The sequence below is a fragment of the Achromobacter sp. Root83 genome, assembly GCF_001428845.1.
GTDB lineage: Bacteria > Pseudomonadota > Gammaproteobacteria > Burkholderiales > Burkholderiaceae_B > Achromobacter.
Genome location: NZ_LMIU01000024.1, coordinates 188,360 through 213,141 on the forward strand (window position 1 = coordinate 188,360; position 24,782 = coordinate 213,141).

Genomic DNA, 24,782 nt, shown 5'->3' on the forward strand with positions numbered 1-24,782 from the left:
GACTTGGCGCACGGGGCCGGCCCGCGTGCGCGCTAGCGCACCACGGTGTCGGCCACCAGTTCCAGCCCGTCGGCATGGATGCCGACATCGGGCAGCACACCGCTCAGGTCACCCGGCTGGGCGGTGGCGCCGCCCGACCGGCTGATGCGGATCTCCACCCTTACCTTGGTGGCGCGAGACAGGGTGGCCTCCGGCGACATGGAGGTGCTGTCGTCCAGCACGAAGGCGCGGGGCAGGTCCGACACCCGCATCCGCAGGATGGCAAGGGGCATGCGCGAGCCTTCGACGGGCCGCGCCAGGATGAAGACGGTATCGGTGGGCCGCACCTGATCGCGCAGCGCATCGGCGATGCGGGCGCGGCCGCCGATGCGGGCGGGCGATGCCGGTGGCGCGGAGCCGCCAGCGGAAGACGTTGACGGAGTGGAGGCGCCAACGGAGGAAGTTGACGGAGCGGAGGCACTAGCGGCGGACGTCGACGGCTCAGAGGCGCCAGCGGCGGACGTCGAGGGGGCGGAAACACCGCCGGACGTGGACGGCGCAGGGGCCGCCGAGGGCGCCGCCGACGCGCCCGCGGCCATCGATCTGGCCTGCGCGATATTGGTCTGGATCTGCCGCGCCGCCTCGGAGTCCGGCGGCAACAGCGTCTGCAGGCGCTCCCAATGCACCAGCGCCTCGGCCGCATCGCCTCGCCGCAGCGCCATCATGCCCGCCAGCGCCAGCGCCTTGGGCTGGTCCGGTTGCGCGTTCAGCGCTTGCGCGACCGCCGCGATGGACGCCTCGTCGGGCGTGCCCTGTTTGGCCGAGAGCAATGCATCGGCCAGATCGGCCAGCACGTCCGGCTGGCCGGGCACCAGGCGCAGCACCTGCTGGTAGGCGGCTACCGCATCGGTGTAGCGGCCCAGCGTTTCGTAGGACCGCGCCAGCATGTACCAGCCGTCGGCGTCGTCGGGGGCGGCGCGCAGGCGCTGGGCCAGCGCGTTGATCGCCAGCGCCATGTCCTCGCCGGCCTCCGGGGCGTGAGGCTCGGCCGCCGGCGCCATGGTGACCGTGGCCGCCGCGCGGGGGTTGCCCAGTTTTCCATACAGCAGCACCGCGGCGACCGGAATCGCCACGCTGAGCAGGCAGGCGGCCGCAATGCCGGCGCGCTGCCCGGCCAGGGGAGCGCCGCGCGTGCGGCGCAAGGCCAGATCCTGCAGCAGGTCGCGCTGCAATTCCTCTTCGGCGCGCGCGTATGCTTGCGAGGTCAGGGCGCCGTTGTCGAGATCGCGCCGCAGTTGTTCGCGTTGCGCCAGATAAAAGGCGCGCACGTTGGCATCGGACGCGGGTTGGGCGGCGGGCGCGCGACGCAGCAGCGGCGGAATCAGGCAGAGCAGGGTGGCCAACAGCAGGGCCAGGACGATGAGCCAGAGCGCGGTCATGAGCCGGAGTCCAGAAAGCGGGCGGCGCGGGCGCGTTCGTCCGCGGTCAAGGGCGGCCGGGCGCCAGCGCGGCGCTTCAGGGTGCGCACCAGCACCGCGAAGCCCAGCGCCAGGAGGGCGAAGGGCCCCAACCAGAGCACCCAGGTGATGGGTTTGAAGGGCGGGTCGTAGCGCACGAAATCGCCGTAGCGCGCTTCGAAGAACTGCATGATCTGCGCGTCGGTCTTGCCATGGGCAAGCTGGTCGCGAATGAGTTTGCGCATGTCCAGCGCCAGCGGCGCGTTGGATTCGGCCAGCGTCTGGTTCTGGCAGACGAGGCAACGCAGGCCATGGGCCAGTTTGTCGGCGCGCTGTTCCTGCGCGGCGGTCAGCGCGGGCTCGGCCGAAGGTTCGGCCCCGGCGGCCGGGCTGGCAAGCAGCGCCGCCGCCAGCAGCAGCAGGGCGGCGAGCAGGGTGGCGTTCAGGACGGAGCGTGGGGCGGACGGCGCGTTCATTGCAGCGACTCGATGACGGGCTGGAGACGGGTGCGCCAGAGCTCGGGCGTGATCAGGCCGAGCTGCTTGTAGCGGATCCGGCCATCGCCGTCGATCACAAAGGTCTCGGGCACGCCGTAGACGCCGTATTCGATGCCGACGCGGCCATCGACGTCGCTGGCCGACGCGATGTAGGGATTGCCGTTGCGCGCCAGCCAGTCGCGCGCGTCATCGGGCTTGTCCTTGTAGTTCAGCCCATAAAGCGGAATGTTATGGCGCTGCGCTACCTCGCGCAGCACCGGCAGTTCTTCCTTGCAGGGCCCGCACCAGGAGGCCCAGACGTTCAGCAGCCACACCTGGCCGCGCAGCGACGCGACGTCCAGCTTCTGGTCCGGTTCAAGCAGGATCGGCAGGCCGATGGCGGGGGCGGGCTTGTCTATCATGGCCGACGGCACCGCGCGCGGGTCGCGCGACAGGCCCATGGCCAGGAACACGGCCATGGCCAGGAAGGCGGCAAGCGGCACCAGGTAGCGCAGCATCAGTAGCCCTCCCGCGTGGCTGGGCGGGTGTCGGGCATGGCGGCGCGCGCGCCCTTGCCATCCTGGCGCGCCTGCGCCTCCTGCGCGCGGCGGTAGCGCCGGTCGCTGGCGGCCAGCAGGCCGCCCAGCGCCATCAGGATGCAGCCTGACCAGATCCAGGTCATGAAGGGCTTCACCTGGATGCGCATCGTCCAGGCGGTGTCGCCCACGGGATCGCCCAGCGCCACGAACAGGTCGCGGCTGAAGCCGCTGTCGATATCGGCCTGGCTCAGCGCCATGTCCTGCACGGTGTAGAGCCGCTTTTCGGGGTACAGCGTCACCACCGGCTTGCCGTCGCGCGTGACGGGAACGACGGCGCGCTGCGCGCTGTAGTTGGGGCCAGTGGCGGGGCCCACGCTGGCGAAAGTGAATTGATAGCCGCCGGCCTCCTGGGTGGCGCCCAGGTCCAGGCGCAATTCCTGCTTGACCTCGTAGCCGTTGGCCAGCGTGACGCCGGCGATGAACACACCGATGCCCGCGTGCGCCAGCAGCATGCCGTACCAGGCTCGGGGCTGCCGCCCCAGCCGCCGCAGCAGGCGGCCGTCGCCATCCGTCAGCCGCTGCCAGGCGTGCGTGGCGGCGCTGGCCACCGACCACGCGGCCAGCCACAAGCCCAGGATGATCATGGGCGAGCCCAAACGCGACGGCCCGGGCATGGCCAGCGGCGCCAGCACGGCGGTCAGCACGCTGACGGCGAACGCCACGCGCAGCCGCCGGCCCAGCTCGGGCACCTCGGCCTGTTTCCAGCGGGCCACGGGGCCCACTCCCATCAGGAAGATGGCCGGTGTCATCAGCGGCACGAAGACGGCCTCGAAGTAGGGCGGTCCGATGGAAATCTTGCCCCATTCCAGGACGTCCAGCACCACCGGGTACAGCGTGCCCAGCAGCACGGAGCCGGCCGCCACGGTCAGCACGACGTTGTTGGACAGCAGCAGGGATTCGCGCGACAGTAGCGAGAAGCCGCCGCCCAGCCCCACGGTGGGCGCGCGCCACGCGTACAGCGCCAGCGATCCGCCCACGACCAGCGTCATGAACGCCAGGATGTACAGGCCGCGGCCGGGGTCCACCGCAAAGGCATGGACCGAGGTCAGCACGCCGGAGCGGACCAGGAAGGTGCCCAGGATGCTGAGCGAAAACGTGCAGATGGCCAGCAGCACGGTCCAACTGCGGAAGGCGCCGCGACGCTCGGTGACGATCAGCGAATGGATCAGCGCTGTGCCCGCCAGCCAGGGCATGAACGAGGCGTTTTCAACCGGGTCCCAGAACCACCATCCGCCCCAGCCCAGGACGTAATAGGCCCAGGCGCTGCCCAGCAGAATGCCGATGGTCAGGAAGGTCCAGGCGGCCAGCGTCCAGGGGCGGACCCAGCGCGCCCACAGCGCGTCCAGTTCGCCGGACAGGAGCGCGGCAATGGCGAAGGCAAAGGCCACCGAGAAGCCCACGTAGCCCATGTACAGCATGGGCGGATGCACGATCATGCCGGGGTCCTGCAGCAGCGGGTTCAGGTCGCGGCCGGCCATCGCGGGCGGGATCAGGCGTTCGAAGGGGTTGGACAGGAACAGCAGGAACAGCAGCAAGCCCACGCTGATCCAGCCCATCACCGCCAGCACGCGTCCGGCGAAGGGCAGCGGCAGGCGCCGGCTGCACAGCGCCACGGCCAGGGTCCACGCCGTCAGCAGGTACTGCCACAGCAGCAGGGATCCTTCATGGCCTCCCCAGACCGCCGCGAACCGGTAGGCGGCGGGCAGGTCGGCGTGCGAATTGCCCGCCACGTACAGCACCGAAAAGTCGTTGTCGACGAACGACCAGGCCAGGCAGGCGAAGGCCAGCGTGGTCAGGCCGAACTGGCCGATGGCGGCGGGCCGCGCCACGCGCAGCCCCGCCTGCCAGCCGGTGGCCGCGCCGATCAGGGGAAGGATGCCTTGCGCCAGCGCGACCAGCAGCGCCAGGATCAGGCAGAACAGGCCGATCTCGGGAATCATCGGGCCTCCACTCGCATTGCGTTGGCGGCGCCGGCGCGCTTGACGGCATCCGCAGCCTCCGGCGGCATGTAGTTTTCGTCGTGCTTGGCCAGCACCTCGGTGGCGCGGAAGACGCCGTCCGTGCCCAGCTTGCCGGCCACCACCACGCCCTTGCCTTCGCGGAAAAGGTCGGGCAGCAGGCCCTGGTAGGTCACGGGAACGGTGTGGGCGGTGTCGGTCACGGCAAAGCGCAGCGTCAGGCCATCGGCCTCGCGCCGCAACGACCCCGCTTCGACCAGCCCTCCCACGCGGAAGCTGCCGCTGTGGGGCGCTTCGCGGGCCACGACCTGGGTCGGGCTGAAGAAGAACACCAGATTGGACTGCAGGGCGTTGAGCACCAGCACGGTGGCTAGCGTCAGCAGGGCCAGACCCGCGCAGATGGCGAGCGCGCGGCGCTTGCGGGGGGTCATGGACGGTTCCTTGCGCGGGAGTCCGTGGCGGCGCCCAGGCGCCGCGCGGTCCGGCGGCCGCGGCGCCAGAGCACGAACACCTCCAGTCCCATCAGCGCCAGTGTCACGCCATAGGCGCCCAGGATGTAGGGGCCGTGGCCCTGCAGCGAGAACAAGGTATCCCAGCTCATGGAGCCTCCCGCCCAGTGCGGCCAGTTTGCGCGGCGCCCGTCTGGATGGCGTCCGGTCGCACGGCTCCCGTTTGCACGGCGCCCGCTTGCACGGCGCCCGGCTCACGTTCGGCGATGATGCCGCGCACGCGCGCCAGCGCCACCGCCGCGCTGTACAGCCAGAACGCCGCCACCATCAGCAGCATGGCGGTCACCATGACGCGCGCCATGCTGGGGGCCGTGGTCAGGTTGATGGAGGCGCCCTGGTGCAGGGTGCTCCACCATTGAACCGAGAAATAGATGATGGGCACGTTGATGACGCCGGCCAGCAGCAGGATGGCGCCGCCCCGGTCCGCGCGCCGGGTGTCGTCCGTGGCGGCCTGCAGGGCCATGAAACCCAGGTACAGGAACAGCAGGATCAGCTCGGACGTCAGCCTGGCGTCCCACACCCACCACGCACCCCAGGTCGGTTTGCCCCACAGGGCGCCCGTCCACAGGGTCAGGAACGTGAAGAGCGCGCCGGTGGGCGCCAGCGCGCGCATCATCATGAACGACAGCCGGGTCTGAAGGATCAGGCCCAGCGCCGCATAAGCGGCCATGACCAGATACAGGAACATCGACATCCAGGCCGCCGCCACATGGATGAACAGAATGCGATAGACCTCGCCCTGCTGGCTGTCGATGGGGGCAACCACCAGCCCCGCGTACAGGCCGGCGCAGGCGAACAGGGCGGCGCCCAGCGCCAGCCAGGGAATCATCCGTCCGGCCAGCGGATAGAACAGCGCGGGCGACGCGTACCGCAGCCAGCTCGCGCGCGGCGGCGCGGCTTGGCGGGAGTCGTAGGCGGAGTGGTTTTGCATCGAGGTCTCTTCAGTCCAGCGCCACGCGCAGCGCCGCCGCGGCGCTCCACGGGCAAAGCAGTATCGCCAGGCACAGGCAGGCGCCCAGCAGAGAGAGTTGCGGCCCCGCGCCCAGGCCCGCATGCGTGGCCGACACCGCGCCCGCGCCAAAGATCAGCACCGGCACATACAGCGGCAGCACCAGCAGCGGCAGCAGGGCGCCGCCGCGCAGGCCCAGCGTCAGCGCCGCGCCCAACCCGCCCACCAGCGCCAGCGTGGGCGTGCCCAGCAGCAGCGACAGCACCAGAACGCCGATCGCCTGCGGCGACAGGCCGAACTGCAGGGCCAGCACCGGGCTGGCCAGGATCAGCGGCAGGCAACTGCCGAACCAATGCGCGGCCAGCTTCACACCCACCAGCAGGGGCAGCGGATGCGGGGACACCAGAAGCTGTTCCAGCGCGCCGTTGTCGTAGTCCTGCGCGAAGGGGCGATGCAGGCTCAGCAGGATGCCCAGCAGCGCGCAGACCCACAACACGCCCGGACCGATCGCCAGCAACAGGACAGGATCGGGGCCGACCGCCAGCGGAAACAGGGTGCCCGCGACGATGAAGAACAGCGTGGCGCCCAGCGTGTCCGCCGGTCGCCTCCAGGCCAGCCGGACTTCACGCAGCGCTAACTGAAACAGCGTAGCCAGCATCCGCGTAGTCATCCATGTTCAGGGTTTGGGTGTGCGACGCGGGCGTGCCCGGCGATCGATGCGAGGCGACGACGGCCGCGCCGCCCTGCGCCAGGTGCGCGTCCAGCGCCTGGCGCAGTTGGTCCAGGCTGGCCGCGTCCAGGCCCGCGTCGGGCTCGTCCAGCAGCCACAGCGGCTTGGCGCCCAGCACCACGGCGGCCAGCGCCATGCGGCGGCCCTGGCCCTGTGACAGGCGGGCAGCGGGCGTATGCAGACAGGCGCCCAGGCGCCAGGCTTGCAGGCCGGCGGCGATGGTGTCGTCGCATTGCGGCGTGCCTGCCACATGCAGGGCGCAGCGCAGGTTTTCCAGCGCGGTCAACTCTCCGCGCAGGCCGTTGCCGTGTCCCAGGTACGCGGTGCGCGCGAAATGCGAGGACGGGTCGCGGCAGATGTCGTTTTCCAGGCAAAGCACGGTGCCGCCCAGCGGCCGCAGCAGACCGGCCAGCATGCGCAGCAGGCTGGTCTTGCCGCTGCCGTTGGCGCCCTGCACATGCAGAAGCTGGCCGGCGTGCAGGTCGAAGCCGATCGGGCCCAGGCCGTCGGGGCCGCCGCGCGGGCACGTCAGCGCCCGCGTGGAAAGCACCGGCGGCGGCGCGTCAGCGGGGAGCATGCGCCACTTCCTTGGGCGCCCCGCTGGCCGGTGCCGCATCGGAAGTCGAGCCTGGCGGAATGTGCGGCAGGGTGTGCGCGATGCCCTTGTGGCAGTCGATGCAGGTCTTGGACTTGTCGGCCAGGTAGGTCGAATGCATGTTCTGCGCGCGCACGCTCTGCCGCGTGAAGTCCATGTATTGGTAGTTGTGGCAGTTGCGGCATTCCAGCGAGTCGTTTGCCTTGAAGCGCGCCCATTCGCGCTGGGCCAGTTCCAGACGCTTTTCCACGAACTTCTCGCGCGTGTCGATGGTGCCGAAGATCTTGCCCCACACTTCCTTGGACGCCTGCATCTTGCGCGCGATCTTGTCCGTCCAGTTGTGGGGCACGTGGCAGTCCGAGCACATGGCGCGCACGCCGGACCGGTTGGTGAAGTGGATGGTGCCCTTGAGTTCCGAGTAGACGTTGTCGCGCATTTCGTGGCAGCCGGTGCAGAACTGCTCGGTGTTGGTCAGTTCCATGGCCGTGTTGAAGGCGCCCCAGAACAGGATGCCGCCCACGAAGCCGCCGATCGTCAGGAACCCCAGGCTGAAGTGCACGCTTGGCCGGCGGATGATGGCCCAGTAACGCTTAAGGAGTTTGCGCATGGGTGGATCCTCAGCGTTTTTCCGGAGGGGTCGCCGTGAGCCGCTTCAGGATGGTGTCGATATCCTGGAAGTTGTTCGGCACCAGCGGTTTGGCCTCGGTTTGCGTGACGTGGCATTGCAGGCAGAAGTAGCGGCGGGGCGACACCTCCGCCAGCACGTTGCTGTCGCGGTCCATGTAGTGCGTCACGCTCAAGGGCACCGCCTGCGTCTGCTCGGTGTTGACGCGGGCGTGGCACGCCAGGCACCGGTTGAAGTTCTTGTCGATCTGATAGCCGTCGATCTTGTGCGGAATGGTCGGCGGTTGCATCGAGTAGGTGCGCATGCGCCGGATATCCCGGTTTTCAACCGGGCTGATCAGCGGCGGGGTGATCGATTCGGTCAGGGGCGTCGGCCCCCGCAAGGGGTCCACCATCGCGTCGGGCGGCGCGGCCCCGGCGTTTGTACCCAGCAGGACGGCCAATGCAATCGCGGCAGCTCGAATGTTCATGAGAGTCTCCGTCGGTCCGTCAAGCTTTGGTGATCTTGACCGCGCACTTCTTGAAATCCGTCTGGAAAGAGATCGGATCGGTGGCGTCGAACGTGACCTTGTTGATCAATTGGCCGGCATCGAACCAGGGCACGAACACCAGGCCGCGCGGCGGCTTGTTGCGCCCGCGAGTCTCCAGGCGGGTCTGCATCTTGCCGCGGCGCGACGCGATCTCGACCAGCGAGCCGCGCCGCAGACCCATGGCCTGGGCGTCGTCGGGGTGCATGAAGCAGACCGCGTCGGGAAAGGCCCGGTACAGCTCGGGCACGCGCCGCGTCATCGACCCGGAGTGCCAGTGTTCCAGGACCCGTCCGGTGGACAGCCAGAAGGGATACTCCTCGTCGGGCACTTCCGGAGGCGGTTCATAGGGCAGGGCATAGATGTTGGCCTTGCCATCCGGATTGCCGTAGAAATTGAATCCCGAGCCGACCCGCACGTAGGGGTCGGCGTTTTCGCGGTAGCGCCAGCGCGTTTCCACCCCGTCCACGACGGGCCAGCGCAGCCCGCGGACTTCGTGATAGGTGTCGAAGGGAGCCAGATCATGGCCGTGGCCGCGGCCGAATTCGGCGTATTCCTCGAACAAGCCCTTTTGCGGATAGAAGCCGAATGCCTTGGCCTCGTCGTTGGCGTATTCGGGATTCAGGTCGGAATTCGGAAACTTGTTGACCTTGCCGTTTTCGAACAGCACCTGGAACAGGGTCTTGCCGCGCAGTTCCGGCTTCTTGGCCAGCAGGTCGGCGGGCCAGACCTCGTCGGTGGTGAAGCGCTTGGAAAATTCCATCAACTGCCACAGGTCCGAACGCGCGCCGGTGGGGGCATTGACGAGCTGGTGCCAGAACTGCGTGCGGCGCTCGGCGTTGCCGTAGGCGCCTTCCTTTTCGACCCACATGGCCGTGGGCAGCACCAGATCTGCGGAAATGGTGGTGACCGTCGGGTAGGCGTCGGACACCACGATGAAGTTGGCGGGGTTGCGATACCCCGGCAAGCCTTCATTCATCATGTTGGCCGCCGCCTGCATGTTGTTGTTGACCATCACCCAATAGGCGTTGATGGTGCCGTCTTTCAGCATGCGGTTCTGCAACACCGCGTGCGCGCCCACTTTTTCGGGCACGGTGCCGTCAGGCAGGCCCCAGATCTCCTCGGCGCGGGCCCGGTGCTCTGGGTTGGTCACGACCAGGTCGGCGGGCAGGCGGTGCGAGAACGTGCCGACCTCTCGGGCGGTGCCGCAGGCCGACGGTTGGCCCGTCAGTGAAAACGGGCTGTTGCCCGGCGTGGCGATCTTGCCGGTCAGCAGGTGGATGTTGTAGACCATGTTGTTGGCCCACACGCCCCGCGTGTGCTGGTTAAAGCCCATGGTCCAGAACGACATGACGCGGATCTTCGGGTCGGCATACAGCTCGGCCAGCGCTTCCAGGTTCTTGGCGGGCACGCCGGTCAGTTTCGCGGTGTATTCCAGGTCGTACTTGGAAACGAATTTGGCGAAATCGTCGTAGGTGATCGGGCGCGAGCCCCCCGCGTTGTTGGCGTTTTTCGCCGCTTTCTGCAAGGGGTGTTCGGGACGCAGGCCATAGCCGATGTCGGTATTGCCTTCGAGGAATTTCGTGTGCTTGTCGACGAACTCGCGGTTGACGCGCTTGGTCTTGATGATGTAGTGGGCGATGTAGTTCAGGATCGCCAGATCGCTTTGCGGCGTGAAAGTCAGCGACAGGTCGGCGAGTTCATACGAGCGGTGCTCAAAGGTGGATAGCACCACGACCTTGGTGTTGGGCGTGCTCAGGCGCCGGTCAGTGACCCGGGTCCAGAGGATGGGGTGCATTTCCGCCATGTTCGCGCCCCACAGCACGAACGCATCGGCGCTTTCGATGTCGTCGTAGCAGCCCATGGGCTCGTCGGCGCCGAAGGTGCGGATGAAGCCGACCGCGGCCGACGCCATGCAATGCCGGGCATTGGGATCCAGGTTGTTGCTGCGGAATCCCGCCTTCATCAGTTTCAGGGCGGCGTAGCCTTCCCAGATGGTCCATTGGCCCGAACCGAACATGCCGACCGCGGTGGGACCCTTGTCCTTCAGCACGCGCTTGTACTGTTCGGCCATGACGTCAAAGGCCTGGTCCCAGGATACGGCCGCGAATTCCCCATCCTTGGCGTACTTGCCGTCCTTCATGCGCAGCAGCGGGGTGGTCAGCCTGTCGTTGCCATACATGATCTTGGACAGGAAGTAGCCCTTCACGCAGTTCAGCCCGCGATTGACCTCTGCCTTGAAATCCCCGTGCGTGGCGACGACCTGGTTGTCCTTCACGGCCACGTTCACGCCGCAGCCGGTGCCGCAGAATCTACAGGGCGCCTTGGACCATTTCAGCTTGGCGGCCTCGGAATCGGTCACGATGTTCTGCGTGTACCCGACGATGGGGATGCCCGCCACGGTGGCGGCCGCGGCGGCCGCCGATTGCTTGATGAAGTCTCTACGAGCCATGGACATCGTCAATCTCCTCATTCATCGCGGTGAGCGTGTCGGAATGCTGGTAGACCAGCGCCGACGCCAGCACGCCATCCAGGCGCTGGATCTCGGAGATCTGCGCCATTATGTCGTTCGTGGAGGGGGCTTCGAGGGTAACCACCAGCTTGCCGGTGTCGGAAGCGCCATGGATTTCGACGCCCGGTATGGCAAGAAGCGCCTGGCGCACGTCGGCCAGGCGGCGGGGCGTGGCATGCACGACCATGCTGGCGATATGCAGCTCGGGCGGGCTAGTACAGGGAGGGGGGGGCGGAATCGCGGACATGCTGGGGGATTCGGCGCGTGTCATCAGCTACCTGGGGGGCCGACGAAAAGCTGATAGAACCAGACCGCGAAACCATAGCCCGCTACGACGAGCACCGATAACACGGGGGCCATGACGGCCGTCAGGAACAGGAAACTTCGAAGCTCCTGAGGCTTGGTGTAGCCATCAGACTCGTTTTGCACAAACCACCTCGCTGCATACGTTGGGGTATTGCGTTCACGTGCGGATACCGAAGTTTGTAGCAGGCTTTGCGCTGCGTCAATGTTGCAGCACAGCGAAATAAATTCCGGGGGTTATATACAACGATGCCTGACGGGTTTCCGGAGGATTCGCCGGGAGCCGTCAGGCACCATTGTGTTCCGCCTCAAGGCGGGCCGCGCCTAGGAGAGACCGCTACGCGATCGCGCCGTAGATGCGGCGCGCGTCGGCGGCCGTGGCCAGCGGGCGGCCCAGGGCTTGCGCGCCTTGCGCGGCCTGCCGTACCAAGGCGGCGTTGTCGGGGGCGATCGTGCCGTCGCGCAGCTTCAGGTTGTTCTCGAAGCCCACGCGCATATGGCCGCCGAACGCCGCGGCGGTCGTGACACAGGCGTTTTCCTCGGGACCGAAAGCGCAGATGGCCCAGGGCAGGGAATGGTCGTACACGGCCAGGAAGGGCAGCAGGTCGTACGCCGACGACGTCTGGCCCGCGCTGTAACGGCCCAGCACGAACAGCACCGACCATGCTCCCGGCGGCACCAGCCCGCGCGCGCGCAGCGACAGCCAGCGGCGCACGTCGGCGTCGTCGTACAGGATGATCTGCGTCATGATGCGCCGGTCGGCCAGCCAGGCAAGGAAGGCGGCCAGTTCCGCTTCCGGGATGTCGGGCACGGCGATTTCCCGCAGGCCGATGGACACGGCTTCGGGCTGCAGCTCGCGCACCAGCGCGATCTGTTCGGCGGCCTTGTACACGCCCGCGGCCTCGCTGGTCACCTGCACCAGCAGTTCGTCGCCGACCGCCTGCCGCACCGCGGCAAGCGCGTCGCGGTAGGCCTGGGCGTCCAGCAGATGGCTGCCGTCGGGCTTGCGCACGTGCATGTGCATCATGGCCCCGCCCGCGTCCAGGCAGGCGCGCGCTTCCAGCGCCAGGGCGGCGGGCGTCATCGGCACGGCCGGATGGTCGGCGGCCTTCTTGTAGGCGCCGTTGGGCGCCACGGTGATGATGACGGGCGATTCGGCCAGCGCGGCGCGCGGCAGGGCGGCGGCGTTCAAGGCTGGATCTCCGGCAGTTCGGGGGCGATCAGGTCCAGGCCCGCGCGCAGCAGCCTGTCATAGCGCGCGCGTTCGGCCGCGATGGTTTCCGGCGTCCATTCGTAGAAGCCTTCACCGGTCTTCATGCCATGGCGGCCGTCGGCGGCGCGTTCGGTCAGGCAGCGCGCCGGGTGGTCGGCGTTGCAGAAGGTCGGGTACATCGTGGCGCCCGCCGCCGCGTGGACATCGATGCCTGCGTGGTCGCGCTGCATGACGGGACCCGCGGCCAGGAAGCGGAACCCGAAGCCGAAGCGCACGGCGGCGTCCACGTCTTCCGGCGACGCAATGCCGCGGTCGATCAGGTCGAAGGCCTCGCGCGACAGCGCGTGCTGCAGGCGGTTGGCCAGAAAGCCGGGCAGATCCTGCTTGACCTTCACGGGCACGCTGCCGCAGCGCCGCATGAAAGCGATCAGCGTGTCCGCGCAGGCATTGTCGCTGGCCTCGCCCAGCACCACTTCCACCAGCGGCACCAGGTGCGCGGGCATGAAGAAGTGCAGGCCCAGCATGCGGCCACGGGTGTCCAGGCCCTGGCCGATCGCGCTGATCGGAAAGCTGGAACTGTTGCTGGCCAGGATGGCGTCCGGCCGGGCGCGCCGCGCCAGGTCCGCGAAGAGCGCCTGCTTGATGTCCAGGCGTTCGGGGATGCACTCGATCACCAGGTTCACGGTGGACCAGTCCACCTCGTCCAGCGAAGGCGCGGTGGCCAGCAGCGCGGCGTTCGCTTCGCGTCCGATGGTCTTCAGGTTCTCGGCGACGCGGGCGGGCAGGCCTGCCGCGCGCTCGGTATTCGACTCGATGACCGTCGTGCGGCAGGCCGCGCGGGTCAACACCACCGCCACGTCGGCGCCCATCGTGCCGCCGCCGACCACCACCGCATGCGCCGCGCCCGGGTTGGGCAGGGCTTTCGCGTCCGTCTGCATGGTTTGCTCCTTGATCTGAAACTACGCTGGGGGCGAGTGTAGAGAAGCGTGGTTGATTGATGAATCAGAATTTTTGGATAGAATGATCTTCAAATCAGATCAATAAGATCGGGGACAAATCATGCAGATCAACCTGTCGATGCGAGACATCGACACCACCCTGGTGCTGGGCCGCACGCTCAATTTCCGGCAGGCGGCCGGGCAGTTGCACCTGTCGCAATCGGCGCTGTCCACGCAGATCCAGCGCATCGAAGAGGCGCTGGGGGTGCGGCTGTTCGACCGCACGACGCGCACGGTGCGGCTGACGGCCGCCGGCGAGGTCTTCCTGCAGCAGGCCGCGACCCTGCAGGCGGCCTTCCGCGACGCGATCGCCGCGGTCGGCGGCATCACCAGCGCCGAGCAGGGGCAGGTGTCGGTGGCGGCGCTGCCGTCGCTCGCCGCCCGGCTGTTGCCGCGCGTGCTCATGGCCTACCGCCAGGCCCATCCCCAGGTGGCCCTGAAGGTGCGCGACACGCTGTCGGGGCCGGCCTTCGACCTGGTGCGCGCCGGCGAGGTCGACTTCGCCCTGACCGCGGCCGATCCCCAGCATGCCGACCTGCACTACGTGCCGCTGATGTCCGACAGCTTCATCCTGCTGATTCCGCAGGCGCATCCGCTGGCCCGGGCCAAAGGCCCGCTGCGCTGGGCCGACACCGCCACCGCCGAACATGTGTCCATGGTGCAACCCAGCAGCGTGCGCCAGTACACGGAATGGGCGTTCCTGCAGAACCGCATCCGCTTCACGCCCGCGTTCGAAGCCGAGCACCTGACCACCATCGTGGCGATGGTGGAATGCGGGTTCGGCGTGGCGGCCCTGCCGGAGATCGCCGCCAGCGCGGTGGCGCAGAGCGGTATCGTGCAGCGGCCCTTGACCGGACCGGTGGCCGAGCGGTCCATCGGCCTGGTGACCTCGCGCAACCGCAGCCTGTCGCCGGCGGCCACGGCGCTGGTGCAGACGCTCAGGGAATATCTGGCGGCCCAGCCGCGCTAGCGAACGGGCGGTGTAACGGTGGCGGAACGAAAAACGGCCCGCCGTGGGGCGGGCCGTCCTGCGCAAAACCGCAAGCGTCAGAAGTCGATCTGTGCCGACAGAAGCACGGTGCGCGGCGCGGCGACCGTGGCGTAGGAACCGCTGGCCAGCCAGTAGTCCTTGTTGAACAGATTTTCGACGTTGGCGCGGAACACGACCGCGCGGCCCAGGATCTCGGTGCTGTACCGCGCGCCGATGTCGTAACGGGTCCACGAGGGCAGCGTCAGCGTGTTGGCGGCGTTGAAGTACATCGACGATGTATGGATCACGCGGGCGTTGAGGCTCAAGCCGCGCACCCACGGCGTGTCCCAGTCCACACCCAGGTTGAAGGTGTTCTTCGGCACGCCGTTGGCCTCGTTGCCGTCGTTCACGCCGCCCGTGGTGCGGGTCAGCGTGGCGTCGTAGAACGTGGCGCTGGCCATCATGCGCAGGCCGGGCATCGCCTCGCCGAAGGCGGACAGTTCCAGGCCGCGGTTGCGCTGCTCGCCGTCAAAGCTGTAGATGTTGGTGGACGGGTCCGTCATGGAGTTCGGCCGCGTGATCTGGAACACCGAGGCGCTGGTGATCACCTTGCCCCAATCGACCTTGACGCCCGCCTCGTACTGCTTGGACTTGTAGGGCGCGAACACCTGTCCGGCATTGACGGCGGTGGCCGGCGCGATGCCGCCGCGGGTCAGGCCCGAGGTGAAATTGCCGTACAGCGACACGTTGGATATGGGCTTGAAGACGACGCCCGCGACCGGCGAGATGGCGCTTTCATCGTAAGAATTGGTGCGGGCGCCGGTGGTGGTGGAATAGTTGTCCAGCGCGACCCGCTGGTTGCGCAGGCCGCCCGTGATCATGAGGCTGTCGTCGGCGAACGACAGCGTGTCGGTCAGCGTGTAGCTGGACAGTTCCGTCTTCGAGGCCTTTTGCGGCGCGCCGCGGTCTGCGGTGACCGGCGGCAACGGCGCGGGGCGGAAGATGTTGGACGGGACCGACGTGCTGGACGTCACGTAGGCATTGCCTGCTTCCTGGTCCAGGCGGGTGGCGGCCAGGGTCAGGGTGTGCTTGACGCCCCAGGTGTCGAAGCGCGCGCGCAAGCCGACGTCGCCCGTCCACGTGCGCGAGTAGGAGTCGTAATAGGCGTTCGTGACCCTGAAGTTGCCCAGCGCGTCCGCGGGACCCGACGGGAAGGTCTGTTCGGCGGTGCCATAGCGGTAGCCGGTGGCGCCGTAGACCATCAGGTGGTCGTTGATGTCGTATTCGAGCCGCGTGGCGACTGTCGAGTCATCCAGCTTGAGCTTGGTGCCCGGGAAGAAATTCCGGTGGCCCGAGGGCGGCGACGGCAGCGACGTCACCGTCGGCTGGAAGCCGATCTGCGGCCGGAAGTTGTCGACGTCCTCGTGCTGGGTATAGGCGTCCAGCGACCAGCGCAGTTTCTGGCCGCGGTAGTCCAGCGCCAGCGCGCCCACGCCTTGTTCCTGCCTGCCGTCGTCGATGGTGGTGTCGCCGTTGCGGTAGACGCCGTTGAAGCGGATGCCCCACTCGTTGTTTTCGCCATAGCGGCGGCCCATGTCGAGCTGCCCGCCAAGCTGCGATTGGCTCTGGTACGTGGTGGTCAGGCGCGTCAGGGGCTCGTCGCCCGCGCGCTTGGTGACGATGTTGATGCCGCCGCCAATGCTGCCGCTGGGGCCGATGCCGTTCATCAGTGTGCCCGGACCCTTCAGCACCTCCACGCGTTCCATGATGGCCGCGGGCATGCGGCTGGCCGATGCCAGGCCGTAGAGGCCGTTCAGGCCGACGTCGCCGCTGGACACCGTGTAGCCGCGGATCTGGAATTCGTCGGCGAAGCCGCCGCTGGAGGTCAGCGTCCGCACCGAGGATTCGTTGATCACGACATCGGCCAACGTGCGGGCTTGCTGGTTTTCCAGCATTTCCGCCGTGTAGTTGGTGGTGCTGAACGGCACATCCATGACGTCGGCCGTGCCCAGCACGCCCAGGCCGCCGCCGCGCGCCACCTGGCCGCCGGCGAAGGGCGCCGGCAGCGCGGGGTCGGCGGCCGAGGCGGTGACCGTCACGGCGGGCAGTTGCGTCGTCGCGATGCCCGCGCCGGCCGGGCGGTCCAGCACATAACTGCCATTGGACTGCGGCAGGACCCGGATGCCGGTGCCGGCCAGCAGGGCGTCGAGCCCGCCGCGCACGCCATAGCTGCCCCGCAGTCCATTGCTTTGCAGGCCCGCGGTGACCTCGGGCTTGAATGACAGCACGATGCCCGTTTCGCGCCCAAAGCGGCCCAGCGTGTCCTCGAGCGTTCCGGCGGGAATGTCGTAGGCGCGCGTTTGCGCAGCCTGTGCGTGCGCGGCGACCGGCACGGCCAGCGTGGGGGCCGCCAGCAGGGCGCCGGCGGCGATGCGTCCGGCCAGGCGAGCCGCGGCCGCGCGCCGCAGGATGGGGGGGAGCTGGCGCTTGGGCGCCCGGACGTGATTCATGTACTGGCCTTTCGATGGGTAGATGAGAATGCTGTGTGCTCACCTGCCATGACCCGCAAAAGCGCAAAACGGATCAGTTCTTCGGCACCTTTTTTGTAACAGGCGCGGCCGGGCTCGCCGGCGAGCGCGTCGCCGCGTCAGGCGCGCGCCGCGTCCGGGCCGGAAATGACGCGCAGATGCCTGCCGCGCCACAGCCGGGTCTGGACGTCCACCCGGACGTCCAGGGTCGCGCGCAGCGCGGCCAGCACCTTGTCGATGTCGTTGACCGGGAACGACCCCGACAGCCGGAGGCCGGCCACGGCGGGGTCGCAGGACAGCGTGTCGCGGGAATAGCGGCCCAGCTCGGCGATGAAGTCGTCCAGGCGCATGCCGCTTGCGACGATGAAGCCGTCTTTCCAGGCGACGCGGTTTTCCGCGGCGGCGGCGGGCGTCCCGATGCCATGCGCCGAATAGTTGGCGCAAAGGCCCGCCTGCAGCGTCAGCGCGTGATCGGCGTCCTGGCGCGGACGGATCTGGACGGCGCCCTGGAAGACGCTGACTTCGGTGGAGTCTCCCAGCAGGCGCACCGCGTACTCGGTGCCCAGCGCGCGCGCCGTGCCGTGGGGGGTCTCGACCAGGAAAGGGTGCATCGCCGGGCCGGCCTCGGGGGCGGTGGCGATCAGGATCTCACCCGAGATCAGCGTCACCCGGCGTTCCGTGGCGCCGAATCGGACGTCGATGGCGCTGCCCGTGTTCAGCACCAGGCGCGTGCCGTCCGGCAGGGTGAGATTGCGGCGTTCGCCGACACCGGTGCGGTGGTCCGACGTCCATTCGCGCCAGGGCGTGTACTGGCCCACGCTCCAGCTTGCGCCGCTGGCGATGGCCAGCGCGCCCATCGCCTTGAGGGCGCGGCGGCGGTGCGGGGAGGGGGGCGCCGTCAGCGCCGCCTGCGCGATGGCGGCGTGGCCGGAAGAGGCCAGCGGCCGCAGCGTGCCGCGCACGGATTCGATGCGCAGCCAGGCCCGCTCGTGGTCCGGGTGCGCGGCGCGCCAGCAGACCCATTCCCGCACGGTTTCCGGAGGCACGGCGTCGTCCTGCAACTCCACCAGCCACTCCAGGGCGCGCTGCGCGACGGCTGGGGAAAGCGCGGAGGCGTCGCGGGTGGTCCTGTACCAGGGCGAGGCGGACAAGGGTCGGGTCATCCTGTAAAGGAAAGGTCGGCAAAGCAGCAGCGTTGCAGGGCCTTGACGATGTAGCGCTTGACGGTGGGAATCGAGATGCCCAGCGCCTGGGCCACCTGGGCATGGGTCTGCCCCTCGAGCTGGGACAACAGGAAGGCCCGCCGCACGAGCGCGGGCAGTCCGTCGAGCAGGCGGTCCAGTTCCAGCAGCGTCTCAAGCACGATGGCGCGGTCTTCCGGCGACCAGTTCATGGGCTGTGGCGCCTGGGCCAGGGCTTCGAGATAGGCGCGCTCCAGCTTTTCGCGGCGCCAATGGTTGGACACCAGATGCTGCGCCACCGTCGTAAGAAAGGCGCGCGGTTCGGAAAGTGTGGGGGGAACCCGTTCGCTGCTGAGCAGGCGGATGAACGTGTCGTGCGCCAGGTCCTCGGCCTGATCCGCGTTGCCCAGGCGGCGGCGCAGCCAGCCCCTGAGCCAGGCGTGATGGTCGCTATAGAGCGTTTCGATGGAGGTGGGGAAGGCGCATCCCGGCGTAGTCAAGATCCAACCTTTTGATCAAGCCGCCGGCGCCTCGCAAGCCGAGGCGGGACAACTGCTCATGCCAATTACTGGAAATAATAATTGTTATTATTACCGAATCCGTGCGGGGCTTGTCAAATTGTTGCTGGAAATCCGCGGAGTCACGCCAGGGCGGGGTGGGCCAGATAGGCCCCATTGGTCTGGCTGAACGCCTGTTGCGAGGCCAGGTAGGCGTCGCGCGAAGGCAGCAGATGGTCTCGGCAAACCACCATCAGCGCGTCGCGGTCGCCGTCGCGCAGCGCCTGGATCATGGTCCAGTGCTCCTGGCGCGCGCGTTCGCGGTGCCCGGCCGTCACCAGCGACCCGAACCGGATCGGATGGGTGCGGCGGGCGTATTCTTCGATGGCCTGGCCCAGCACGGCGTTGTCCAGCAGGCCAAAGAACTCGCGGTGAAAGCGCTGGTTGCTGCGGAATACGCGGCGCGCGTCGCCGTCCGCCACCGCCGCGTCGTGCTCGCGCTGCACCGCCATCAGCGCCGCCAGCCGGGGCTCCGGCACGGGCAGCGGTATCTGACTGGCCGCGTGCACTTCCAGCACTGCACGCAACGCGTACAGCTCCATCACTTCACGCACGGAAAACGCGCGCACCACCGCGCCGACGTTGCGCCTTTTTTCCACCACGCCCAGCAGTTCAAGATCGGCCAGCACCTGCCGCACCGCGTGGCGCTTCATGCCGAAGCGCGCCATCAGCTCGTCTTCGGTCAAGCGTTCGCGCGGATGCAGCCGGCCGAAGACGATGTCTTCCTCCAGTGCCGCCACCGCGGACTGCGTGGCGTCGGGGGCCTGTTCCTGCAAGGCGTCGGGCGTGATGGCGTTCATGGCGAAAAGCGTCGGCTCACTTCTTGGGGACGGTGTCGTTCGTGACGCCGGCGCGCAGGAAGTCGAAGTCCACGCCCTGATCGGCCTGCGTCACGGTCTGCAGGAACAGCTTGCGATAGCCGCGGTCGGCGGTGGGCCGGGTGATCGGCTTGGCCGCGGCGCGGCGCGCCAGCTCGGCGTCGTCCACCAGCAGCGCGATTTCGCGCTGGGCCACCGACAAGCGGATGCGGTCGCCATTCTGCACGTAGGCCAGCGGTCCGCCAATGGCGGCCTCGGGCGTCACGTGCAGCACGATGGTGCCGGCGGCGGTGCCGCTCATGCGGCCGTCCGAAATGCGGACCATGTCCTTGACGCCCGCGCGCGCCAGCTTTTTGGGAATCGGCATGTAGCCGGCTTCGGGCATGCCCGGCGCGCCGGTGGGACCGATGCGCTTGAGCACCAGGATGTCCTCGGCCGTCACGTCCAGCGCGTCGTCGTCGATGCGCAGGGCCATGTCCTCGGCGTCTTCGAACACCACGGCGCGGCCCTCATGCTCCATCAGCTTGGGATTGGCGGCGGACTGCTTGATGATGGCGCCGCCGGGCGCCAGGTTGCCGCGCAGCACGGCCAGTCCGCCCACCGGATAGATGGGCGCGGCCGCCGTGCGGATCACGTCCTGCTTGAAGGGGGCGGGCGCCGCGTCCAGTTCTTCGCCCAGGGTGCGGCCCGACACGGTCAGCGCGTCCAGGTGCAGGAAGGGGCGCAGTTCGCGCAGCAGCGCGGGCATGCCGCCCGCGTCGTGGAAGTCTTCCATGTAATGCTGGCCCGACGGCTTCAGGTCCACCAGCACGGGGGTGTCGCGGCTGATGCGGTCCAGGCCCGCCAGGTCGATGTCGATGCCCAGGCGGCCGGCGATGGCGGTCAGGTGCACGATGCCGTTGGTGGATCCGCCGATGGCCAGCAGCACGCGCAGGGCGTTCTCGATGGACTTGCCGGTCAGGATGAGGTCGGGCGTGAGCCGCGACGCCGCCATGGCGACCGCGGTGGCGCCGGTCCGTTCGGCCACGCGGACGCGGTCGGCGGTGACGGCGGGGGCGGACGCGCCGCCCGCCACCATCATGCCCAGCGCTTCGGTGATGCAGGCCATGGTGCTGGCGGTGCCCATGACGGAACAGGTGCCCACGCTGGCGACAAGCTGGTTGTTCACGTCGGCGATTTCGGGCGCGTCGATCTCGTCGGCGCGGTAGCGGCCCCAGTAGCGGCGGCAGTCGGTGCAGGCGCCCACGCGTTCGCCGCGGTGCGAGCCGGTCAGCATGGACCCCGTGACGAGCTGGATGGCCGGCACGCCGGCCGACGCCGCGCCCATGAGCTGGGCCGGCACCGTCTTGTCGCAGCCGCCGATCAGCACCACGGCATCCATGGGCTGGGCGCGGATCATTTCCTCGGTGTCCATGGACATGAGGTTGCGCAGGTACATGCTGGTGGGCTGCGAGAAGCTCTCGTGCACCGAGATGGTGGGGAAGTCCATCGGCAGGCCGCCCGCCAGCATGACGCCGCGCTTGACCGCTTCGATGAGCTGGGGCGCGTTGCCGTGGCAGGGGTTGTAGCTGCTGCCGGTGTTGACGATGCCGATGATGGGACGGGCCAGCGCGTCGTCGGAAAGCCCGGCGCCCTTGATGAAGGCCTTGCGCAGGAACAGCGAGAAGCCCTTGTCGCCGTAGTTCGTCAGCCCGCGGGCCACGCCCTGCGCGGTGGCGCTGTCGCTGTCGAACGGGCCCTTGCCCGGCTGTTCGCCCTTCTTCTCGTCTGTCATATTCGGTCCCGATAATATTATTGATAATCCTGGGGCAACATCATATCCAGCCCTTGGCGGCGGCCGCAAGCGGTTTGTTGAGCGCTTTCTATTGATCTGTTTTAAAGATCAGTCGATAGAAAAATGTTGATTCTTCAATCAAGAATGGCCTCCTACACTGGCGCCGTTGACGAGCCGGGCGTCCGTCCATTCCTATACTCAACCCGGCTGGAGAGACCTACATGTCAGACCTGCGTCTGCGGCCGCGCCGTGCCGTGCTGTTATCCCTGCTGGCCCTTTGCGCCGGCGTTTCCGCCCCGGCGTTCTCCGCCGACGCCTATCCCGATAAGCCCATCCGCCTGATCGTGCCGTATCCGCCCGGAGGCGCGACCGACGTGATCGGACGCGTGCTGGCGCAGGAATTGTCGGGCGCGCTGGGCCAGACCGTCGTGGTGGAAAACCGCGCCGGCGCGGCGGGCAATATCGGCGCCGACCAGGTCGCCAAGGCGCAGCCCGACGGCTACACCTTGTTGATGGGCGCGCTGACCAGCCATTCCATCAACGCCGCGCTGTATCGTGGCCGCGTCACGTATGACGTGGAGAAGAGCTTTGCGCCGGTGTCCATCGTCGGCACGGTGCCGCTGGTGTTCGTCGTGAACCCGTCGGTGCAGGCCAAGACCCTGTCCGAGTTCATCGCGCTGGCCAAGTCCAAGCCCGGCTACATGACCATGGCCTCGGCCGGCAACGGTTCGCCCCAGCATCTGGCCGGCGAAATGTTCAAGCGCACGGCGGGCGCCGACATCCTGCACGTGCCCTACAAGGGCAGCGGCCCCGCCATGACCGACCTGATGGGCGGCCAGGTGCTCAGCATGATCGAAACCGTGCCCGCCTCGCAGGCCAACATCAAGGCGGGCAAGCTGCGCGCCCTGGCGGTGACCTCGCCCCAGCGCGTCGACGCCTTGCCCGACGTGCCTACCGCGGCGGAAGCCGGTCTGAAGGACTTCGAGGTCAGCTCGATGTTCGGCATCGTGGCCCCCGCGAACACGCCGGCGCCCGTGATCGACCGCCTGAACGGCGAACTCAAGAAGATCCTGGCCAAGCCGGAAGTGAAGGCTTCGCTGTTGAACCAGGGCGCCATCGCCACGTGGACCTCGCCGGCGGACGCCAGCGCCCGCATCTCGGCCGAGGTGGCCCGCTGGACCAAGGTGATCGACGAGGCCGGGGTCAAGGGCGACTGATACGCCGCACCCGGCGCGCTGCGCCATTTACGCCACACGCCGGAAGTCCGCTCAGGATTTCCGGCGTTTTTGTTTGCGCGAATGCTGAAAAGAAACGCAATAAAAAAACCGCGCGCCTGGATCCGGACGCACGAAACCAGCCTGTATTGCGAAGGTTTACAGGGTAACGATGGACTGCGCCGCAATAAACCGCAATACACGAATTTGGGTACTCAACAATCTGGTTGACCCCAAATTGAGTAGACCGTAATGTGCTTTGCGGGCCATCTTAGGGCGGCGGGGGGATACCAATGACTGAGAACCAGGACGAAAAATCGATCCTGCACACGCATTTCGGTACGCATAGCCCATATTGGCGTTTAACCGCCGATAGCGATGCGATCGAGCTCGCCGCGGTCAAGGGCGCGACCAATATCGCGATGGCGTTACGCCCGGACCAGGCGGACGTCATCCGCGGGCTGACCGGCATCACGTCCAGCGTGCGCATCGACATCTCGCTGTACGGCGACCTGCTCCACCTGCACCTGGTGGGCCGCAAGATCAATCCCAACGAATGGGCCGGCACCGCGTCGGCCCATACCGATACGGAATCGGTCGCCAAGGACCTCGTCGAAGGCCTGTCGTTCGCCGAAACCGTCGTGTCCGAGGCCAACTCGGTCATTGTCATCGTCGACCAGAACGGCCGGGTGCAGCGCTTCAACAAGCTCAGCGAGGAATACACCGGCAAGCGCGAACAGGACATCGTGGGCCGCAGCGTCTTCGAGATGTTCATGACGCGCGAAGAGGCCATCGCCTCGCGGCGCAATATCGCCGAGTTCTACAAGCGCGGGCAGTCCTATGAAGTCGAGCGCACGATCAATACGGTCAAGGGCCCGCGGCTGTTCCTGTTCCGCAATAAGTTCGTCACCAGCGGCAGCGGCGAAAAGCGCGTCTACCTGATCTGCTCGGGCACCGACATCACCGAAGAACGCCAGGCGCAGGAACGTTTGCGCGTGCTGGCCAACACCGACATGCTGACCAACCTGCCCAACCGCCACGCGATCACCTCGCGGCTGAAGGCGGCGCTGGCGGCGGGGCAGGAAGGGCGCGGCGGCGTGCTGTTCCTGGACCTGGACAACTTCAAGCGCATCAACGACCACTACGGCCACGGCTTCGGAGACCGCCTGCTCAAGGCGGTGGCGGTCGCCATCTCGACCTGCCTGTCCGAGGGCCAGACGCTGGCCCGCCTGGGTGGCGATGAGTTCATCGTCCTGCAGGAAGCGGCGCAGGCCTGGCAGCTCGAAGCCACTGCCGAACGCATCATCGAACGCCTGCGCGAACCTTTCCGCCAGGGCCTGATCGAGGTCTACACAAGCTGCTCGATCGGTATCGCCATGTACCCCGACCACGGCGCCGACCTGGACAGCGTGGTGCGCAGCGCCGACATCGCCATGTACGTGGCCAAGGAAGCAGGGCGCCACACGTACCGCGTGTTCCAGCACGAGATGGACCGCCGCAACGCGGACTACGTATGGCTGGACACCAATCTGCGCAAGGCCTTGGCCGAAAATCACCTGATGCTGTACTACCAGCCCAAGCTCGCCGGCCGCACCGGCGAGGTCGACGGGGTGGAAGCCCTGGTGCGCTGGCGTTCGCCGGAACGCGGCATGGTCGGCCCCAACGTCTTCATTCCCTACGCCGAGGAATCAGGCCTGATCTCGCCGCTGGGTGTCTGGGTGATGCGCGAAGCCGCCCGGCAGGCGGCGGCCTGGAAGCGCGACGGCCTGAATATCCGCATCGCGATCAACATGTCGGCCCGCCAGCTCGACGACAAGGGCGTGGTCAGCGAATTCATGCGGGCCATCAACGACGCCAGCCTCGATCCCTGCCTGCTGGACATCGAACTGACCGAGAGCTGCCTGATCGACGACGAAGACGCGGCCATCGAACTGATCAAGCAGTTCCGCCAACTGGGCGCTCGCGTCCATCTGGACGACTTCGGAACCGGCTACTCCTCGTTGTCGCAGCTTGCGCGCATCCCGCTGGACGCGATCAAGCTGGACGCCAGCTTCGTGCGCGGCGTGAACGAGAATCCGGTGTCGCAGGCGCTGGCGCGCGCCATCGTCGCGGTGGCGCGCACGCTGGAACTCAAGGTGATCGCCGAAGGGGTGGAAACGCCGGAAGAGACGGCGTTCCTGGACACCCTGGGCGTCGATGCCAAGCAGGGCTATCTCTACGCCAAGCCCATGCCGGCCGAGGAACTCTCGGGCTGGCTGGCGCAACGTCGCCGGCTGCATCTGATCGCCTGACGCCGTTGCGCGCCGGCCGG

23 protein-coding genes and 1 pseudogene are annotated in these 24,782 nt (G+C 67.8%); 3 read left to right on the top strand and 21 right to left on the bottom strand.

Annotation, left to right across the window (positions count from 1 at the left end):
* Positions 1-32: 32 nt before the first annotated feature.
* The 16 genes and pseudogenes from ccmI to ASE30_RS22520 form a co-directional block, all read right to left on the bottom strand.
* Positions 33-1,418: a c-type cytochrome biogenesis protein CcmI gene (gene ccmI / locus ASE30_RS22445; RefSeq protein WP_057286484.1), complete on the bottom strand. Its 1,386-nt coding sequence runs from the start codon at positions 1,416-1,418 to the stop codon at positions 33-35.
* A complete protein-coding gene (locus ASE30_RS22450) occupies positions 1,415-1,912 on the bottom strand; it encodes a cytochrome c-type biogenesis protein (RefSeq protein ID WP_082601686.1) in 498 nt (165 codons plus the stop codon). The genes ccmI and ASE30_RS22450 overlap by 4 nt, the downstream gene beginning before the upstream one ends.
* Positions 1,909-2,430 (bottom strand): DsbE family thiol:disulfide interchange protein, encoded by a 522-nt coding sequence (locus ASE30_RS22455; RefSeq protein WP_057286485.1) that lies wholly within the window; start codon positions 2,428-2,430, stop codon positions 1,909-1,911. The genes ASE30_RS22450 and ASE30_RS22455 overlap by 4 nt, the downstream gene beginning before the upstream one ends.
* A complete protein-coding gene (locus ASE30_RS22460) occupies positions 2,430-4,451 on the bottom strand; it encodes a heme lyase CcmF/NrfE family subunit (protein WP_057286486.1) in 2,022 nt (673 codons plus the stop codon). The genes ASE30_RS22455 and ASE30_RS22460 overlap by 1 nt, the downstream gene beginning before the upstream one ends.
* Positions 4,448-4,900, bottom strand: coding sequence for a cytochrome c maturation protein CcmE (gene ccmE / locus ASE30_RS22465; protein ID WP_057286487.1), 453 nt, complete (start codon positions 4,898-4,900; stop codon positions 4,448-4,450). The genes ASE30_RS22460 and ccmE overlap by 4 nt, the downstream gene beginning before the upstream one ends.
* Positions 4,897-5,070, bottom strand: coding sequence for a heme exporter protein CcmD (gene ccmD / locus ASE30_RS22470; RefSeq protein ID WP_057286488.1), 174 nt, complete (start codon positions 5,068-5,070; stop codon positions 4,897-4,899). The genes ccmE and ccmD overlap by 4 nt, the downstream gene beginning before the upstream one ends.
* Before the next feature lie 74 nt (positions 5,071-5,144).
* Positions 5,145-5,909: pseudogene (gene ccmC / locus ASE30_RS22475) on the bottom strand (heme ABC transporter permease CcmC); the annotation flags it as partial.
* 10 nt (positions 5,910-5,919) lie between these two features.
* On the bottom strand, positions 5,920-6,585 hold the full coding sequence (gene ccmB / locus ASE30_RS22480) for a heme exporter protein CcmB (protein ID WP_057286489.1): 666 nt from the start codon (positions 6,583-6,585) through the stop codon (positions 5,920-5,922).
* Positions 6,551-7,234 carry a heme ABC exporter ATP-binding protein CcmA gene (gene ccmA, locus ASE30_RS22485; RefSeq protein ID WP_057286490.1) on the bottom strand — a complete coding sequence of 228 codons (684 nt, stop codon included), beginning with the start codon at positions 7,232-7,234 and terminating at the stop codon, positions 6,551-6,553. The genes ccmB and ccmA overlap by 35 nt, the downstream gene beginning before the upstream one ends.
* Complete coding sequence (locus tag ASE30_RS22490) at positions 7,221-7,859, bottom strand: cytochrome c3 family protein (protein ID WP_057286491.1); 639 nt, start codon at positions 7,857-7,859, stop codon at positions 7,221-7,223. The genes ccmA and ASE30_RS22490 overlap by 14 nt, the downstream gene beginning before the upstream one ends.
* A gap of 10 nt (positions 7,860-7,869) precedes the next feature.
* Positions 7,870-8,346 carry a nitrate reductase cytochrome c-type subunit gene (locus ASE30_RS22495; RefSeq protein ID WP_057286492.1) on the bottom strand — a complete coding sequence of 159 codons (477 nt, stop codon included), beginning with the start codon at positions 8,344-8,346 and terminating at the stop codon, positions 7,870-7,872.
* A gap of 19 nt (positions 8,347-8,365) precedes the next feature.
* A complete protein-coding gene (gene napA / locus ASE30_RS22500; protein WP_057286493.1) occupies positions 8,366-10,861 on the bottom strand; it encodes a periplasmic nitrate reductase subunit alpha in 2,496 nt (831 codons plus the stop codon).
* On the bottom strand, positions 10,845-11,162 hold the full coding sequence (locus ASE30_RS22505) for a chaperone NapD (RefSeq protein ID WP_057286628.1): 318 nt from the start codon (positions 11,160-11,162) through the stop codon (positions 10,845-10,847). The genes napA and ASE30_RS22505 overlap by 17 nt, the downstream gene beginning before the upstream one ends.
* Before the next feature lie 23 nt (positions 11,163-11,185).
* On the bottom strand, positions 11,186-11,344 hold the full coding sequence (gene napE, locus ASE30_RS22510) for a periplasmic nitrate reductase, NapE protein (RefSeq protein WP_057286494.1): 159 nt from the start codon (positions 11,342-11,344) through the stop codon (positions 11,186-11,188).
* A 211-nt stretch (positions 11,345-11,555) separates the two neighbouring features.
* A complete protein-coding gene (locus ASE30_RS22515) occupies positions 11,556-12,410 on the bottom strand; it encodes a 3-keto-5-aminohexanoate cleavage protein (protein WP_057286495.1) in 855 nt (284 codons plus the stop codon).
* Positions 12,407-13,369, bottom strand: a complete 963-nt coding sequence (locus ASE30_RS22520; RefSeq protein WP_057286496.1) for a 3-hydroxyacyl-CoA dehydrogenase family protein — start codon at positions 13,367-13,369, stop codon at positions 12,407-12,409. The genes ASE30_RS22515 and ASE30_RS22520 overlap by 4 nt, the downstream gene beginning before the upstream one ends.
* Positions 13,370-13,490: 121 nt before the next feature.
* On the opposite strand from ASE30_RS22520, the gene ASE30_RS22525 reads away from it, so the two are divergent.
* Positions 13,491-14,399, top strand: a complete 909-nt coding sequence (locus ASE30_RS22525; protein ID WP_057286497.1) for a LysR family transcriptional regulator — start codon at positions 13,491-13,493, stop codon at positions 14,397-14,399.
* A 77-nt stretch (positions 14,400-14,476) separates the two neighbouring features.
* Here ASE30_RS22525 and ASE30_RS22530 read toward each other — a convergent pair whose 3' ends face one another.
* The 5 genes from ASE30_RS22530 to ASE30_RS22550 all read right to left on the bottom strand — a co-directional run bounded on the left by ASE30_RS22530 (position 14,477) and on the right by ASE30_RS22550 (position 21,257).
* Positions 14,477-16,909, bottom strand: coding sequence for a TonB-dependent receptor (locus ASE30_RS22530; protein ID WP_200964464.1), 2,433 nt, complete (start codon positions 16,907-16,909; stop codon positions 14,477-14,479).
* A 137-nt stretch (positions 16,910-17,046) separates the two neighbouring features.
* Positions 17,047-18,078 carry a FecR family protein gene (locus tag ASE30_RS22535; protein WP_057286498.1) on the bottom strand — a complete coding sequence of 344 codons (1,032 nt, stop codon included), beginning with the start codon at positions 18,076-18,078 and terminating at the stop codon, positions 17,047-17,049.
* 8 nt (positions 18,079-18,086) lie between these two features.
* Positions 18,087-18,608, bottom strand: a complete 522-nt coding sequence (locus ASE30_RS22540) for a sigma-70 family RNA polymerase sigma factor (protein WP_057286499.1) — start codon at positions 18,606-18,608, stop codon at positions 18,087-18,089.
* A gap of 140 nt (positions 18,609-18,748) precedes the next feature.
* Complete coding sequence (locus ASE30_RS22545) at positions 18,749-19,465, bottom strand: GntR family transcriptional regulator (RefSeq protein ID WP_057286500.1); 717 nt, start codon at positions 19,463-19,465, stop codon at positions 18,749-18,751.
* Between the two features lie 16 nt (positions 19,466-19,481).
* Positions 19,482-21,257 carry an IlvD/Edd family dehydratase gene (locus ASE30_RS22550; protein WP_057286501.1) on the bottom strand — a complete coding sequence of 592 codons (1,776 nt, stop codon included), beginning with the start codon at positions 21,255-21,257 and terminating at the stop codon, positions 19,482-19,484.
* A 221-nt stretch (positions 21,258-21,478) separates the two neighbouring features.
* Between ASE30_RS22550 and ASE30_RS22555 the strand changes: the two genes are divergently transcribed.
* Entirely contained in the window at positions 21,479-22,474 is a 996-nt protein-coding gene (locus tag ASE30_RS22555) for a tripartite tricarboxylate transporter substrate binding protein (protein ID WP_057286502.1), read from the top strand.
* A gap of 290 nt (positions 22,475-22,764) precedes the next feature.
* Positions 22,765-24,762: a cyclic di-GMP phosphodiesterase gene (pdeR, locus tag ASE30_RS22560; RefSeq protein WP_057286503.1), complete on the top strand. Its 1,998-nt coding sequence runs from the start codon at positions 22,765-22,767 to the stop codon at positions 24,760-24,762.
* Positions 24,763-24,782: the final 20 nt, after the last annotated feature.

Excerpts from the sequence above, each read along its gene's own strand:
- ASE30_RS22555 (WP_057286502.1), top strand. The coding sequence starts at position 21,479 with ATGTCAGACCTGCGTCTGCGGCCGCGCCGTGCCGTGCTGTTATCCCTG.
- ASE30_RS22550 (WP_057286501.1), bottom strand. The coding sequence starts at position 21,257 with ATGACAGACGAGAAGAAGGGCGAACAGCCGGGCAAGGGCCCGTTCGAC.
- ASE30_RS22505 (WP_057286628.1), bottom strand. The coding sequence starts at position 11,162 with ATGTCCGCGATTCCGCCCCCCCCTCCCTGTACTAGCCCGCCCGAGCTG.
- ccmA (WP_057286490.1), bottom strand. The coding sequence starts at position 7,234 with ATGCTCCCCGCTGACGCGCCGCCGCCGGTGCTTTCCACGCGGGCGCTG.
- ASE30_RS22495 (WP_057286492.1), bottom strand. The coding sequence starts at position 8,346 with ATGAACATTCGAGCTGCCGCGATTGCATTGGCCGTCCTGCTGGGTACA.
- ccmD (WP_057286488.1), bottom strand. The coding sequence starts at position 5,070 with ATGAGCTGGGATACCTTGTTCTCGCTGCAGGGCCACGGCCCCTACATC.
- ASE30_RS22490 (WP_057286491.1), bottom strand. The coding sequence starts at position 7,859 with ATGCGCAAACTCCTTAAGCGTTACTGGGCCATCATCCGCCGGCCAAGC.
- ASE30_RS22450 (WP_082601686.1), bottom strand. The coding sequence starts at position 1,912 with ATGAACGCGCCGTCCGCCCCACGCTCCGTCCTGAACGCCACCCTGCTC.
- ASE30_RS22530 (WP_200964464.1), bottom strand. The coding sequence starts at position 16,909 with ATGAATCACGTCCGGGCGCCCAAGCGCCAGCTCCCCCCCATCCTGCGG.
- ASE30_RS22525 (WP_057286497.1), top strand. The coding sequence starts at position 13,491 with ATGCAGATCAACCTGTCGATGCGAGACATCGACACCACCCTGGTGCTG.
- ASE30_RS22520 (WP_057286496.1), bottom strand. The coding sequence starts at position 13,369 with ATGCAGACGGACGCGAAAGCCCTGCCCAACCCGGGCGCGGCGCATGCG.
- ccmB (WP_057286489.1), bottom strand. The coding sequence starts at position 6,585 with ATGCTGGCTACGCTGTTTCAGTTAGCGCTGCGTGAAGTCCGGCTGGCC.
- napA (WP_057286493.1), bottom strand. The coding sequence starts at position 10,861 with ATGTCCATGGCTCGTAGAGACTTCATCAAGCAATCGGCGGCCGCCGCG.
- ccmI (WP_057286484.1), bottom strand. The coding sequence starts at position 1,418 with ATGACCGCGCTCTGGCTCATCGTCCTGGCCCTGCTGTTGGCCACCCTG.
- ASE30_RS22545 (WP_057286500.1), bottom strand. The coding sequence starts at position 19,465 with ATGAACGCCATCACGCCCGACGCCTTGCAGGAACAGGCCCCCGACGCC.
- pdeR (WP_057286503.1), top strand. The coding sequence starts at position 22,765 with ATGACTGAGAACCAGGACGAAAAATCGATCCTGCACACGCATTTCGGT.
- ASE30_RS22455 (WP_057286485.1), bottom strand. The coding sequence starts at position 2,430 with ATGCTGCGCTACCTGGTGCCGCTTGCCGCCTTCCTGGCCATGGCCGTG.
- ccmE (WP_057286487.1), bottom strand. The coding sequence starts at position 4,900 with ATGACCCCCCGCAAGCGCCGCGCGCTCGCCATCTGCGCGGGTCTGGCC.
- ASE30_RS22460 (WP_057286486.1), bottom strand. The coding sequence starts at position 4,451 with ATGATTCCCGAGATCGGCCTGTTCTGCCTGATCCTGGCGCTGCTGGTC.